This is a genomic window from Alteromonas marina, from assembly GCF_000808575.1.
Classification (GTDB): domain Bacteria; phylum Pseudomonadota; class Gammaproteobacteria; order Enterobacterales; family Alteromonadaceae; genus Alteromonas; species Alteromonas marina_A.
Genome location: NZ_JWLW01000017.1, coordinates 220,675 through 234,861, shown reverse-complemented (window position 1 = coordinate 234,861; position 14,187 = coordinate 220,675). Strand labels below are relative to the sequence as shown.

Annotated in this window: 11 protein-coding genes; 7 read left to right on the top strand and 4 right to left on the bottom strand. The window is 45.4% G+C overall.

Annotation, left to right across the window (positions count from 1 at the left end):
• Together leuS and RJ41_RS11170 are read right to left on the bottom strand one after the other, a co-directional pair.
• Positions 1–2,604 carry a leucine--tRNA ligase gene (leuS, locus tag RJ41_RS11175; RefSeq protein ID WP_039220593.1) on the bottom strand — a complete coding sequence of 868 codons (2,604 nt, stop codon included), beginning with the start codon at positions 2,602–2,604 and terminating at the stop codon, positions 1–3.
• Positions 2,605–2,915: 311 nt separating this feature from the next.
• Positions 2,916–3,533 (bottom strand): hypothetical protein, encoded by a 618-nt coding sequence (locus RJ41_RS11170; RefSeq protein WP_039220590.1) that lies wholly within the window; start codon positions 3,531–3,533, stop codon positions 2,916–2,918.
• 512 nt (positions 3,534–4,045) lie between these two features.
• Here RJ41_RS11170 and RJ41_RS11165 point away from each other — a divergent pair.
• Complete coding sequence (locus tag RJ41_RS11165; RefSeq protein WP_039220587.1) at positions 4,046–6,442, top strand: Lon protease family protein; 2,397 nt, start codon at positions 4,046–4,048, stop codon at positions 6,440–6,442.
• A gap of 131 nt (positions 6,443–6,573) precedes the next feature.
• On the opposite strand, the gene RJ41_RS11160 is transcribed toward RJ41_RS11165, so the two are convergent.
• On the bottom strand, positions 6,574–7,350 hold the full coding sequence (locus tag RJ41_RS11160) for a 3-hydroxyacyl-CoA dehydrogenase (RefSeq protein WP_039220585.1): 777 nt from the start codon (positions 7,348–7,350) through the stop codon (positions 6,574–6,576).
• Positions 7,351–7,464: 114 nt separating this feature from the next.
• A complete protein-coding gene (yhbY, locus tag RJ41_RS11155; RefSeq protein ID WP_039220582.1) occupies positions 7,465–7,758 on the bottom strand; it encodes a ribosome assembly RNA-binding protein YhbY in 294 nt (97 codons plus the stop codon).
• Between the two features lie 95 nt (positions 7,759–7,853).
• Here yhbY and rlmE point away from each other — a divergent pair, with 95 nt between their 5' ends.
• The 6 genes from rlmE (at position 7,854) to secG (ending at position 14,183) form a co-directional block, all read left to right on the top strand.
• Positions 7,854–8,483 carry a 23S rRNA (uridine(2552)-2'-O)-methyltransferase RlmE gene (gene rlmE / locus RJ41_RS11150; protein ID WP_014949364.1) on the top strand — a complete coding sequence of 210 codons (630 nt, stop codon included), beginning with the start codon at positions 7,854–7,856 and terminating at the stop codon, positions 8,481–8,483.
• A 101-nt stretch (positions 8,484–8,584) separates the two neighbouring features.
• Positions 8,585–10,531, top strand: a complete 1,947-nt coding sequence (gene ftsH / locus RJ41_RS11145; RefSeq protein WP_014949365.1) for an ATP-dependent zinc metalloprotease FtsH — start codon at positions 8,585–8,587, stop codon at positions 10,529–10,531.
• Positions 10,532–10,741: 210 nt separating this feature from the next.
• A complete protein-coding gene (gene folP / locus RJ41_RS11140; protein ID WP_039220578.1) occupies positions 10,742–11,566 on the top strand; it encodes a dihydropteroate synthase in 825 nt (274 codons plus the stop codon).
• A gap of 9 nt (positions 11,567–11,575) precedes the next feature.
• Complete coding sequence (glmM, locus tag RJ41_RS11135; RefSeq protein WP_039220574.1) at positions 11,576–12,919, top strand: phosphoglucosamine mutase; 1,344 nt, start codon at positions 11,576–11,578, stop codon at positions 12,917–12,919.
• Positions 12,920–13,015: 96 nt separating this feature from the next.
• Positions 13,016–13,759 (top strand): triose-phosphate isomerase, encoded by a 744-nt coding sequence (gene tpiA / locus RJ41_RS11130; RefSeq protein ID WP_039220571.1) that lies wholly within the window; start codon positions 13,016–13,018, stop codon positions 13,757–13,759.
• A 10-nt stretch (positions 13,760–13,769) separates the two neighbouring features.
• The gene (gene secG / locus RJ41_RS11125; protein ID WP_039220570.1) at positions 13,770–14,183 is read left to right on the top strand and encodes a preprotein translocase subunit SecG; all 414 of its coding nucleotides are present in this window, start codon (positions 13,770–13,772) and stop codon (positions 14,181–14,183) included.
• Positions 14,184–14,187: the final 4 nt, after the last annotated feature.

The following is a 14,187-nucleotide window of genomic DNA, read 5'->3' as shown; positions in this document are numbered from 1 at the left end:
CTAGTTAGCTACAATGTTTACAAGCTTGCCAGGCACAACAATCACTTTTCGAATGGTTTTACCTTCGATGAATTGCTGAACGTTAGGCTGTTCTTTCGCAGATGCTTCAATGCTCTCTTTGCTAGCATCAGCAGCAATTGTCATCTTAGCGCGCACCTTACCGTTAACCTGAACAATGATAAGCTTTTCGTCTTCAACCAATGCGGCTTTATCAGCCTGTGGCCATGGTGCTAAATCGATATCTTCGCTGTGACCCAACACTTTCCATAGCTCGTGAGCGATGTGCGGCGTAATAGGGTTTAGAAGCAACAAGATAGATTCACAAGCTTCGCGCATAATCGCGATGTCCTGCGCGTTTTCTTGTGGCGCTTTTTGAAGGTGGTTTAACAATTCCATCACTGCTGCAACCGCAGTGTTAAAGGTTTGACGACGGCCTAAGTCATCAGACACCTTCTCAATGGTCTTATGTACTTCACGGCGAAGTGCCTGTTGGTCTTTCGACAGTGCCTTAACATCAATCGCTTCTGGAGTGCCTTTTTCAACGTGTTCGGTCACTAATTTCCAGATACGACGTAAGAAACGGTTTGCACCTTCAACACCAGAGTCTACCCACTCAAGGGTTTGCTCCGGTGGCGCAGCAAACATGGTAAATAAACGCACCGTATCGGCACCGTATTGGTCAATAACTTCCTGCGGGTCGATACCGTTATTCTTCGACTTAGACATTTTCGTCATACCGCCGTGAATAACTTCTTCACCATCAGCGGTTAGCCATGCTTTAACAATACGGCCTTTATCGTCCTTTTCAGTGCTTACTTCGGTAGGCGAGAACCAGGTTTTCTTACCCGACGCGTCTTCACGATAGTAAGAGTCGGCTAATACCATGCCTTGACACAACAAACGCTTGAACGGCTCATCAGAGTTTACCAAGCCTTCATCGCGCAGTAATTTGTGGAAGAAACGCGAGTAAAGTAAGTGCAAGATAGCGTGCTCAATACCACCAATGTACTGATCTACTGGTAACCAGTAGTTAGCTGATGTTGGATCAAGCATGGCGTCGTTGTTAGTAGCACAGGCATAGCGCGCGTAGTACCACGATGACTCCATAAAGGTGTCGAAGGTATCCGTTTCACGTAACGCGGCTTCGCCATTGTATGTGGTTTTTGCCCACTCAGGGTCAGCTTTAATTGGCGAGGTAACGCCATTCATTTCTACGTCTTCAGGCAAAACAACCGGTAGTTGGTCAGCAGGAACCGGAACAGATTCACCGTTTTCCAAATTTAGCATTGGAATAGGTGCGCCCCAGTAGCGCTGACGGCTTACGCCCCAGTCACGAAGACGGTAATTTACTTTGCGCTTTCCACAGCCTTTGCTTTCAAGTTCATCAGCAATTCCATTGAATGCGGCATCGAACTCAAGACCGTCGAACTTACCTGAATTGATCAAGCTGCCTTTTTCAGTAAATGCAGAGGCGGTAAGGTCGCACTTATCTTCATCACCTGCGTTAGGCGCAATAACTTGTTGAATAGGTAGGTTGTATTTTGTCGCAAATTCCCAATCGCGCTGGTCGTGGCCAGGAACGGCCATTACCGCGCCTGAACCGTAGTCCATCAACACGAAGTTAGCGACCCAAATTGGAAGCTTTTCACCGGTTAGTGGATGAACAACCTCAAAACCCGTGGCGAAACCTTTCTTCTCCATGGTTGCTAATTCAGCTTCAGCAACTTTGGTGTTTTTACATTCGTCGATAAAGGCCGCTAAATCTGGGTTCGATTTTGCTGCGAATTCGGCAAGAGGGTGCTGCGCAGCCACTGCAACGTAAGTAACGCCGTAGAAGGTATCTGGGCGCGTGGTATATACCGTCAAATCGGTAATGTCGTTAACCGCTGACGCTAAATCGAAGGTAATTTCAACACCTTCAGAGCGGCCAATCCAGTTTGCCTGCATTGCGCGTACTTGGTCTGGCCATTCTTCAAGCTGTTCTAAGTCTTGTAAAAGTTCTTCGGCGTAGTCAGTAATTTTAATAAACCACTGAGGGATCTCTTTTTGCTCAACCAGCGCACCAGAGCGCCATCCGCGACCGTCGATTACCTGCTCGTTTGCCAAAACAGTTTGGTCTACAGGGTCCCAGTTCACAGTAGAGTTTTTCTTGTAAACAAGGCCTTTTTCGTAAAGACGCGTGAAGAACCACTGTTCCCAGCGATAATAATCTGATTTACATGTGGTTACTTCGCGATCCCAGTCGTAACCGAAACCCAACGAGCGAAGTTGGCTTTTCATGTAATCAATATTTGAGTATGTCCATTTCGCAGGTGCAGTGTTGTTGTTAATTGCTGCATTTTCAGCCGGAAGACCAAAAGCATCCCAACCCATAGGCTGCAATACATTTTTACCCTGCATGCGCTGGAAACGGCTGATCACGTCACCAATGGTGTAGTTACGCACGTGGCCCATGTGAAGTCGGCCACTAGGATATGGGAACATAGACAGGCAGTAGAATTTTTCTTTTTCTACATCGTCATTTGCTTTAAACGATTGGTTTTCTTCCCAGTATTGCTGAACGCGTTGTTCAATGTCTTTCGGATTGTACTGATTATCGGCCATGAAACTTAGGCTTCCGCATTAAAAGTTAAAACGTTTATGGGGCGGCATAAGGCGAGTTTGTAGCAACGCCAACTAACCGCACGTGGGATCTACCCACTTAACATACATATAGCCCAATAGAATAACCCAGCGCTAAGCCATGCCTCAATAGCTTAACACTGAACTTGGCGATATTTATTGCTGCTTGCTTGAAAAGTGAGCATTAATGACGCAGTTTACGCCGATTGAACACAAGAACTCGCCCCATTTGCTCATCTTACTTTCTCTTGGCGCTATCTTATCTTGTCGATAAACAGGCCCCGGTGTCACATCTAATTATTGTCACTAAACGCGGTTAGCGCATTTAGTTGTTGCGCCTGCACTTTGTCTACTACTCGAACTAAATTGGCGGCGTCTTCGTTAGATGCTTTTTGGCCATTAAAATGAATATTGCCTGAGGCGTGGTAGGTAAGGGTGACTTTAGTTTTCGGTATGCGGCCGTCTTGTTTGTTTGCATCCGATGATGTGCTCGAATCTATTGTGCTGAACACCCATGTCAATGCACCCGTGACACCCATTTCCTGAAGCGGGCCTAAGCCACCTGTCATCACCACTTTTTTGTTCGGTTCAACATAGCTTACCTGCATATGCGCTGCACTCGCCGTGTCTGTCGTTTCACAGAAACAGCCACCAGCCTGCTCATCTATGCGCAAAGCACCTTTCCACCATGTGTGGTCTTTCGGCCACCACATATCCACATGTTGAATAAAATGAGAGTACACGACTTCAACTGGCGCATAGCTTTCACTCTCATTGGTGATAGAAAACCCTGAGTTATCTGCGTAGTTAACGTCAGCCATACTTATTGAAGGAAATGCCGCACTCAGAACGGTTGCAAGGAAAGAAGTGGTGAGCAGAAGGGATGAGCGAGTTTTCAATTTTTTTGTCATTGTTATTACCCTGTCTTTATTCATTGGTTATTGCGCGCGAAACCTGGTCTCGTCGCCAAAACGAATTTCGGTTTTTGTGTTTTCTAAGGTAATTGAAAGCAGCTTGCGTTGCTACCTACTTTAATGCCTTACTGTTACAGGATTCTTCAGAGCTTTGTCTTGACCAGATTGTCCTTACGACTCTGACCTTGGCGGGCTTCTCTTAACGCAGTGATTTTAATGCTCTGATCCAAATTATGTGGCAGAAATAAATGCAGCGGTTAAATTGAAGTAAGTTCTTTCGTACTTAACGCCGTTTCGGCTTTAATTAAACGCTACACCCTATGTCGCAAGGTATCCGTTCTAATGAAGGCCACAAAAAGCTCGTAGTCCTTGCCAATTCCTTTCTAAAATCATGAAGGTGGTTGTTTGTTGTGCAATTAGCGATGCAAAGCTGCCTTATTCAAGATAAGCGTTTGACACTAATGTTAATTAGGGTTTCACTTAAGTAAAGAAACAAAGATAGACCAGACATGTCTGTAGACAGTAAATTATATGCGTTAGATGTAGACGCGCTTTCACCTACCATAAATCGCCGAGCGATAAACAGTGCCTTAAAAGATGATGAAGCGCTAAATGCGACCTTCATTGGGCAAGAGCGTGCGCGTGAAGCACTTACTTTTGGGTTAGGTATTAACACCAAAGGCTACAATCTTTACGTGATGGGTGAGCCTGCTACGGGGCGCTTCACTCTAGTGAAGGATTACATTGAACGCCAAGTTGCACAGCTACCAGCGCCTGATGATTGTTGTTATATCAACAATTTTGACGAAGAGCGCGAGCCTGTTGCGCTAAAATTTCCTCCCGGTGGTGGAAAAGCATTCCACAAGGACATGGCTGCGCTTATTGACGATGTCTTAGACTCACTGCCCATTGCCTTTGATAACCCGGGATATCAGCGCCGTCGCGCGTCAATTTCCAGAGAGTTCGAGCAAAAGTACGATGCAGCTATCGATGCGGTAGAGCGTTACGCACAAGCGAATGATGTTGCGCTGTACGAAGAGGGTGGCTCTATTACGTTTTCACCTATCGTTAACGGCAAGCCAATAAGTGACACAGAGTTTGCGTCATTAACTGACGCACAACGGGAAGGTTTTTATACTCTTATTGACGAACTAGAAAACAGATTGAGTGAGAGCCTGTTAAGCCTGCCTACGTGGAAACGCGAAAACTCTGAGCGTCTGCGTGAGCTTGACAAAAAGACCGCAGAGCAGGGGATAAAACCGCTGCTAAAAGTGCTTGAGCACAAATACGCGTCTGAGCTAGGGGTAATGAAATACCTCAAACAGCTTAAAACTGCATTGGTCAACGCCATCTTAGTCATTCACAGTGAAGAGCAGAAAGAAGAGAAGAGTGATGACTTTGATAAGAAGATATTTTTAGAAGAGCAATTTCTTCCTAACGTTTTGGTGTCGAATAAACTCGATGACGCTGCCCCTGTTATTTATGAGCCGAACCCTACTTATCAAAATTTGTTTGGCAAAATAGAGTACACCAACATTCACGGCAGCGTGTTTACCAACTATCGCATGATTCAGCCTGGTGCGCTCCATCGTGCAAATGGCGGTTATTTGTTGTTGGATGTCGACCAACTTATTGAACAGCCTTTCGTGTGGGATACCCTTAAGCTTGCCATCAAGTCACAGCGCTTGCGCATGGACTTACCCCAGCAAGATGTGGGTATGGTGAACAACATTACGCTCAATCCACAGCCCATCGACTTAAATGTGAAAATCGTTCTGTTAGGCTCGCGCGATTTATACTACACGCTGCAAGATTACGATGACGAGTTTGATGAACTGTTTAGAGTGTTAGTGGATTTTGATTTGGAAATTCCCGTCACCAGACAGGCGCTTTTTGATTTCGTGGGCAAAGTACGTGCGCACCTTGTTCAGTTAGGACTTAAAGGCATTACCGCTAACGCGATGTGCAGGCTAGTTGAATACTCGTTAAGAATGGCTGAACACAAAGAAAAGCTATCTGCGCACTTCGCTGAAGTTATCGAGCTAGTTAATGAAGCCTATTATTTCTGTCAGAAATCTAATGCCGACACGCTAGAACTTGATCATTTAAAAACAGCATTAAGTGCCAAGAAACGTCGCACCGGCCGCGTCAGTCAAACACTATTAAACGATATTAAAGAAGGGCACGTGCTTATTGCCACTGAAGGAAAAGCGGTAGGCAAAGTAAACGGGTTAACGGTATTGGATATTGGTGACACTGCATTTGGTACGCCTGCACGCATTACGTCTACTGTATTTGCTGGCGCAAGTGGTGTAGTTGATATTGAGCGTGAGGTAGAGCTTGGACAGCCTATTCACTCAAAAGGCGTTATGTTGCTTAATGGGTATTTAGGTAATAAATACGCTCAGCATTTCCCGCTAACGCTTTCTGCAAACATCGCATTGGAACAGTCTTACGGTCATATAGACGGCGATAGTGCATCCCTTGGTGAACTGGTTGCGCTTATCTCTGCGTTGACTGAAATTCCTTGCTTGCAGACCTTGGCCATTACGGGGTCCATAAACCAGTACGGTGAAGTGCAGGCCGTTGGCGGAGTTAACGAAAAAATAGAAGGCTTTTTCGACTTGTGTCAACACCGCGGCCTTACCGGTACGCAGGGCGTGATTATTCCTAAATCGAATGCGATTAATTTGGTATTAGACGCCACCGTTATCGACGCAGTGAAAAAAGGGCTGTTCCATATTTACACTGTAGAGACCGTTGATGATGCGCTATCTATTTTGATGGAACAGGAAGCGGGTAAAATAAGTAGTAAAGGTCGTTACCCTAAAAATTCAATTAATTACCATGCCGTAAACCGTCTATACAATATTGCGCTCATTGTTAATGGTAGCGATGGCGAATAGCTGAGCGAGCTTTATTTTAAACGCTCTATTGTGTTTTGACATAAAATGACCCCCAATAATTGGAATGTCCAACTAATGGGGGTCACTTCAGAAAAGCGTTTTTTTGATTAAAGCATTAATGTACTTAATCACTACTTAGGCGGCATGCGCAGCCCGCCGTCTAAGCGGATTGTTTCACCATTTAGGTAGCTATTGTTCGCCATATGGATAACCAGATTAGCAAATTCTTCTGGTAGCCCAAGGCGCTTAGGAAATTGAACGTTAGCAGAAAGGGCGTCTTGCACCTTTTCTGGCATAGCAAGCAGCATGGGCGTGCCCATTACACCGGGCGCTACGGTATTAACACGAATGCCTAGCGGCGCTAAATCTCGTGCCATTGGTAGAGTAAGACCAATAATGCCACCTTTACTCGCGGCATAAGCGGTTTGCCCTATTTGACCCTCATAGCCAGCAACTGAAGCAGTGTTCACGATAAGACCGCGTTCGCCTTCCTCGTTAATTGGCGATTGTTTTGCCATCGTTGCTGCAACTAAGCGAGAAACATTAAAGCTTCCTACTAAGTTGATGTCGATAGTTTTCTGAAAATCGCCAAGCGGGGCAGGGTTACCTTCTTTATCAAGTAAACGTTTGGCGGGAGCGATGCCTGCACAGTTAACCACTAAAGAAATGGCCCCAAACCTCTCGGTTGTCGCGTCTATAGCCGCTTGAACAGAAGCTTCATCGCGCACATCGACTTTGGTGAAAAGTGTATTGTTGTTGCCTAACTCTGCTACGCGCTGTACGCCAAGCTCTTCATTTAAGTCGAAAAGGCTGACGTTAGCGCCTGCATCTCGAAGTGCGATGGCAGTGGCGTGACCAAGTCCAGAACAACCGCCAGTGACAATGGCAGTAAGATTATTTAGCGTCATATTTTTCCCTTAAAACCCGAGTTTTCACTATTATTAACGTGATGTTAACGAGAAGTAAGAAGAAAAACTATGGTGCCGAGGGGGATCGGCACCTTTTATTCAGTTATTTATTAGCTATTTTGGCAACTGAATTTTACAGTCTTCGCTTTGGCGGTAGATAATTAGTGTGTGACCGATTACCTGTAGCTTAACTGAGTTGGTTTCTCGAACAATGGCGTCCATGATAAGCGCTTTTTCTTCGCGATCATCAGTTGGCACCTTAACTTTAATTAATTCATGGTGACCAAGCGCGTTGTCAATTTCCGCAACCACACCTTCTGTCAGGCCGTTCCCACCTAGCTGCACAACAGGTTTTAACGGGTGTGCTAGGCCTTTTAGGAATTGTTTCTGTTTATTTGAAAGTTTCATCTAGTAATATTTCTTACAATTAATCTGTTAGTTTATGCTTGAAATAACGTATTCTAACGCCATCTTCTCTACAATCCTAATGACATTGTATTGGAATGACAAAAAAGAAACACTCCGCCAGCAGTAAACGCTGGCTACAAGAACACGTTAACGACCATTATGTGCAAAAAGCAAATAAGGAAGGTTGGCGCTCGCGAGCTATCTATAAACTGGAAGAAATTCAGAAAAAAGATAAGCTTATTAAACCAGGAATGACACTTGTAGACCTTGGTGCTGCACCGGGGGGCTGGTCACAGCTAGCCGCACAGCTCGTTGGCGACAATGGTCAAGTTATCGCGTGCGATATTTTGCCCATGGACCCAATTGTGGGCGTAGACTTTTTACAAGGTGATTTTCGAGAGGACGCTGTTCTCGACGCACTATTGAACAGAATCGGTGGGAACACCGTAGATATTGTGTTGTCTGATATGGCACCGAACCTTGCAGGTAACGCGTCGGTTGACCAATCTCGCTCTATGTACCTTTGCGAACTAGCGCTTGATATGTGTCACCAAGTGTTAAAGCCTGGTGGTTCGTTTGTCATAAAGGTGTTCCAAGGTGAGGGGTTTGTTGAGTTCATGAACGCACTTAAACAATCTTTCACAACCATAAAGACGCGTAAGCCTGACTCGTCCAGATCACGTTCGCGAGAGGTGTATTTGGTGGCTTGTGGGTATAAAGTGTAGTACGCTTTGAGATAAGCGGTTTTCGTTGCGAGTTGTGTCGTTTATTCAATAAACAACTTGTTGAATATACAAGCAATTCGGGTTTATAGAGGTTAGTAGCATTGAGCGATATGGCAAAAAATTTAATCTTATGGTTAGTCATCGCCGTTGTTTTAATGTCGGTTTTCCAGAGCTTTTCACCGAGTGAATCGTCTCGTTCGCAAACTGACTACACAACGTTTTTGAGAGAAGCAGAACAGGGAAATATTCGAGAAGTTCGCATCAATAATAGTGGCGAAATTCGAGGTACTAAGCGTTCAGGCGAAACTTTCCAAACATTCGTACCTTACTTCGATGACAAGTTAGTATCTGACTTGGTTAAGAACGACGTAAGAGTGTACGGTGAACCACCAGAAGAGCAGTCTCTTCTGACGTCTATTTTCATCTCATGGTTCCCCATGTTACTGCTTATTGGTGTATGGATTTTCTTCATGCGTCAAATGCAGGGTGGCGGCGGCCGTGGCGCTATGTCATTCGGTAAGAGCAAAGCTCGCCTACTTGGTGAAGACCAAATTAAGACAACATTTGCTGACGTAGCAGGCTGTGACGAAGCGAAAGAAGATGTATCTGAATTGGTAGACTTCCTGCGCGACCCGTCTAAGTTCCAAAAGCTAGGTGGTAAAATTCCGAAGGGCGTACTTATGGTAGGTCCTCCTGGTACAGGTAAAACGTTGCTTGCAAAAGCTATCGCGGGTGAAGCAAAAGTACCATTCTTTACTATTTCAGGTTCTGATTTCGTTGAAATGTTCGTGGGTGTAGGTGCATCTCGTGTTCGTGACATGTTTGAGCAAGCTAAAAAAGCGGCGCCTTGTATCATCTTTATTGATGAAATCGATGCAGTGGGCCGTCAACGTGGCGCAGGTCTAGGTGGTGGTCACGACGAACGTGAGCAAACCCTTAACCAGATGCTTGTTGAAATGGACGGCTTTGAAGGTCATGAAGGTATTATCGTTATTGCGGCAACTAACCGTCCTGACGTACTAGACCCTGCGCTTCTTCGTCCTGGTCGTTTTGACCGTCAAGTAGTGGTTGGTCTTCCTGACATCCGCGGCCGTGAACAAATTCTTAAGGTTCACATTCGCAAAGTACCAGTGGCTGATAACGTAGAACCGTCAGTTATTGCTCGTGGTACACCAGGTTTCTCAGGTGCTGACCTTGCTAACCTAGTAAACGAAGCTGCATTGTTCGCTGCTCGCGGCAACAAGCGCCTTGTTTCTATGGAAGAGTTTGAGAAAGCGAAAGACAAAATCATGATGGGCTCTGAGCGTAAGTCTATGGTGATGTCTGAGCCTGAAAAAGAAATGACTGCGTATCACGAAGCGGGTCACGCTATCGTAGGTCGCTTAGTGCCAGAGCACGATCCGGTATACAAAGTGTCAATCATTCCGCGCGGTCGCGCGCTGGGTGTGACCATGTACTTACCAGAGCAAGACCGAGTGAGCCACTCTAAACAGCACTTAGAAAGTATGATTTCTAGCTTGTTTGGTGGGCGTATTGCTGAAGCCATCATTTATGGTGACGACAAAGTAACCACGGGTGCATCTAACGACATCGAACGCGCAACTGAAATTGCACGTAAGATGGTTACTCAATGGGGCTTGTCGAGCAAAATGGGCCCAATGCTTTATGCTGAAGACGAGGGTGAAGTGTTCCTAGGCAAGTCTATGTCTAAGGCAACAAACATGTCTGATGACACAGCACGTGCCATTGATGCGGAAATTAAGTCACTGATTGACCGCAACTACGAGCGCGCTCAAAAGATCCTTGAAGACAACATCGATATTTTACATTCAATGAAAGACGCACTGATGAAGTACGAAACCATTGATGCAAAGCAAATTGATGATCTGATGAACCGCACTGACGTTCGTCCTCCTGCTGACTGGGATGACAGCAAGCCATCGGGTGGCGACAAGCCAAGTGGTGGTGCACCGGTTCGCGAGGGTGAAATTAAAAATGACGGCGTAGACAAACCGTCGGTAGGTAAGCCGGGCGATATTCCAAGCTAAGCTTCCACACTCATTTAAAAAAACGCCAGTGAAACTGGCGTTTTTTATTAGAGCAGTTTGATTTTAATCTAGATGTTAGTTTACGGGTTTAGGTACGTTTTATTACTAATCCAGCGGGTTAAAATCAGTTTGCTTTATAGCTTCATTTCTCAACATATTTTCTGTCTAAGAAATACGGTAATTTCAAAACAAAGGTAATGCAGGTAATTCATGCAGTTTGGTAAGTACTTCATAGATCTGTCACAGCCTCAGGTAATGGGCATTTTAAATGTTACGCCTGATTCATTTTCTGACGGCGGCAAGCACACAAATGTATCTCAAGCCCTTGACCATGCGCTTCGCATGATTGAAGAAGGGGCAACTTTTATTGATATAGGTGGTGAATCGACAAGGCCAGGCGCGCCCGACGTATCGCTGCAGGAAGAACTTGATCGCACAATACCCGTTATTGAAGCCGTAGCTAAAAATACCTCATGTGTTATTTCTATTGATACCAGCAAGGCTGACGTTATGAGGGAAGCGGTGAAAGCTGGCGCGGGGCTAATCAACGATGTACGCGCTTTACAAGAGCCTGGTGCATTGCAAGTAGCAGCTGAAGCACAAGTACCTGTTTGTTTAATGCATATGCAGGGGCAACCCAGAACCATGCAGCAAAGCCCTGAGTATGATGATGTAGTGAATGATGTGGGTCAGTTTCTACTCGCGCGCAGTAATGCTTGTGAAGAAGCGGGCATTGCTAAAGATAAGATTTTGTTCGACCCTGGCTACGGTTTCGGAAAGTCACTGGAACACAATTATACGCTGGTGAAACACTTGCCATCGCTTATGAAGCTGGGTTACCCGGTGTTAGTAGGCATGTCTCGCAAGTCGATGATCGGCAATTTGCTAAATAGAAAAGTGGATGAGCGCTTGGCGGGAAGCATAAGCCTCGCTACAATTGTCGCCCAAATGGGCGCACAGATAATTCGCGTTCACGACGTGAAAGAAACAGCTGATGCTGTCAATATCGTGAAAATGCTGAATTCAGTAAAATAAGGAATAATAATGACGCAGCGCAAATATTTCGGCACCGACGGTATCCGCGGAAAGGTAGGCGAGAGCAATATTAACCCAGAGTTTGTTACAAAACTCGGGTGGGCAGCAGGTAAGGTCCTTGCCGGACGAGGGACGAACAAAGTACTTATTGGTAAAGACACGCGTATTTCTGGCTACATGCTAGAGTCGTCTTTAGAGGCGGGTTTATCAGCTGCTGGTATCAATATCGGTTTACTAGGCCCCATGCCAACGCCAGCTATTGCTTATCTCACCAAAACATTTCGCTCAGAAGCAGGGATAGTGATTAGTGCGTCACATAACCCGTTTTACGATAACGGCATTAAGTTTTTCTCAGCGCAAGGCTTTAAGCTTGATGATGATATCGAGTTAGCGATTGAAGATATGCTTGAGCGTCCAATGACATGTGTGGCATCTGATAAGCTGGGTAAGGCTACGCGTATAAACGACGCCGCGGGTCGTTATATTGAGTTTTGTAAGGGGACATTCCCATCAGAATTATCGCTGACAGATCTTAAAATTGTTGTGGACTGCGCACATGGCGCAACGTATCACATTGCCCCGAATGTATTGAGAGAGTTAGGTGCTACGGTTATCGAACTTGGTACAGCGCCCAACGGTTTAAACATTAACGACGGTGTGGGCGCAACCTCAATGGATGCGATTGTTGAAAAGGTTAAAGAGACAGGCGCTGATCTTGGCTTTGCCCTAGACGGCGATGGCGATCGCATTATGATGGTAGACCATCTTGGTAATGTGCTTGATGGTGACCAGATTGTTTACATCATTGCCCGCGACGCGCTTAAGAACGGCAAAATGCAGGGTGGTGTCGTTGGCACCTTGATGAGTAATTTAGGCCTGGAAAATGCGTTGTCAAAGCTTGGTGTTCCTTTCGCAAGAAGTAATGTTGGCGACCGTTATGTGATGGAGCTGCTACAGCAAAAAGGCTGGTCAATTGGCGGTGAAAACTCGGGTCATGTACTCAATCTTAATATGAGCTCTACGGGTGACGGTATTGTAGCCGGGCTTCAAGTGCTTGCCGCAATGCTTCGTTCGCACATGGACTTACACGACTTAGCAAGTGGGTTTGAAATGTACCCGCAAACGCTAGTTAACGTGAGGTACGCTAACCAAGAAGTGGATTATTTAGCACACAGCGATGTACAAAATGCTAAGAAAGAGGCTGAGACTGCGTTAGGTAAAACGGGCAGGGTACTTCTACGTAAAAGTGGTACTGAGCCGTTAATTCGTGTGATGGTTGAGTCGAATGACGAAAGCCAATCTCACAAATGGGCAGAGCATATTGCTGAAACTGTTCGTAATCTCGCCAATTAGTTGGCGTAGCAGGAAATTTTGCTTTTTGTGCTTGTATCTTCTCAATTAAATAGTTAATATCACGCCCGCTTTGAAGACAGGGCTAAGGTCTGCGTTGTGAGTATAAATCTTAGAAAGCCATTCGTGGCTGGCAACTGGAAAATGAACGGAAATTTAGCATTAGTTGCTGAATTTAATCAAAAACTGGCGAATGTAAAAGCTGATTCGGAAATCGTAATTTGCGCTCCTTCACTTCTTTTACACGCATTTGAAACCCATTCGTTTGCCATTGGTGCTCAAAACGTAAGTCATCTTAATAACGGCGCTCACACTGGTGAGTTGTCAGTTGAAATGCTTAAAGAAGCAGGTTGCGGTTACGCAATTGTTGGGCATTCAGAAAGACGAGAAGATCAAGGCGAGTCAAGCGAACTTGTTGCATTAAAGGCAAAGCAATGTGTTTCTTCAGGTGTCGTACCCATCATTTGTGTAGGTGAGCCACTTGAAGTGAGAGAAGCAGGTGATGTTGAATCGTTTGTTGGCGAGCAACTAGATGCACTAGTTAGCGCCATGTCGGTAGACGAACTCAGTAAGACTGTTATTGCATACGAGCCGATTTGGGCAATTGGTACTGGTAAAACAGCCAGCCCTGAGCAAGCACAAGAAGTACACGAATTTATTCGCGGCTACTTTAATAAAGTAGACGCACAATTGGCTCAAGGCCTTCGTATTTTGTACGGTGGCAGTGTTAAGCCAGATAATGCTGAAACCCTATTTGCGCAAAAGGACGTAGATGGTGGTTTGATTGGCGGAGCCAGTTTAAAAGCTGAAGATTTTATTTCAATTTGCCAAGCGGCAAACTGACGAGGTATTTATGATTTACGAAGTGCTATTAGTAGCATACCTAATTGTAGCGCTATTGCTTATTGGATTTGTATTGATCCAACAAGGTAAAGGTGCAGATATGGGCGCTTCATTTGGTTCAGGCGGCTCGAACACGGTTTTCGGCTCATCTGGTTCTGGCAACTTTATGACTCGAACAACGGCAATCCTCGCAGGTTTGTTTTTCTTCATCAGTCTTTCTTTAGGTGCTATAACAGCTAACCGCGAAAGCGCAGAGGATGAGTGGAACAACCTAGAAGTTCCTGCTTCGTTAGAAGAGCAAGTAGAGCTTCCAGCCGATCAAGACGTACCAGTGATTGAAGATGCAGCTCAGGGTGATGTTCCAGTAGTTGGAAGCGATGCGACAGACGTTCCTATGTCTGACGATAGCGAAGGTTCAAACTAAAAAG

Coding starts and splice junctions, on each gene's coding strand:
- folP (WP_039220578.1), top strand. CDS start 10,742: ATGCAGTTTGGTAAGTACTTCATAGATCTGTCACAGCCTCAGGTAATG.
- glmM (WP_039220574.1), top strand. CDS start 11,576: ATGACGCAGCGCAAATATTTCGGCACCGACGGTATCCGCGGAAAGGTA.
- secG (WP_039220570.1), top strand. CDS start 13,770: ATGATTTACGAAGTGCTATTAGTAGCATACCTAATTGTAGCGCTATTG.
- rlmE (WP_014949364.1), top strand. CDS start 7,854: ATGACAAAAAAGAAACACTCCGCCAGCAGTAAACGCTGGCTACAAGAA.
- RJ41_RS11160 (WP_039220585.1), bottom strand. CDS start 7,350: ATGACGCTAAATAATCTTACTGCCATTGTCACTGGCGGTTGTTCTGGA.
- RJ41_RS11170 (WP_039220590.1), bottom strand. CDS start 3,533: ATGACAAAAAAATTGAAAACTCGCTCATCCCTTCTGCTCACCACTTCT.
- RJ41_RS11165 (WP_039220587.1), top strand. CDS start 4,046: ATGTCTGTAGACAGTAAATTATATGCGTTAGATGTAGACGCGCTTTCA.
- yhbY (WP_039220582.1), bottom strand. CDS start 7,758: ATGAAACTTTCAAATAAACAGAAACAATTCCTAAAAGGCCTAGCACAC.
- leuS (WP_039220593.1), bottom strand. CDS start 2,604: ATGGCCGATAATCAGTACAATCCGAAAGACATTGAACAACGCGTTCAG.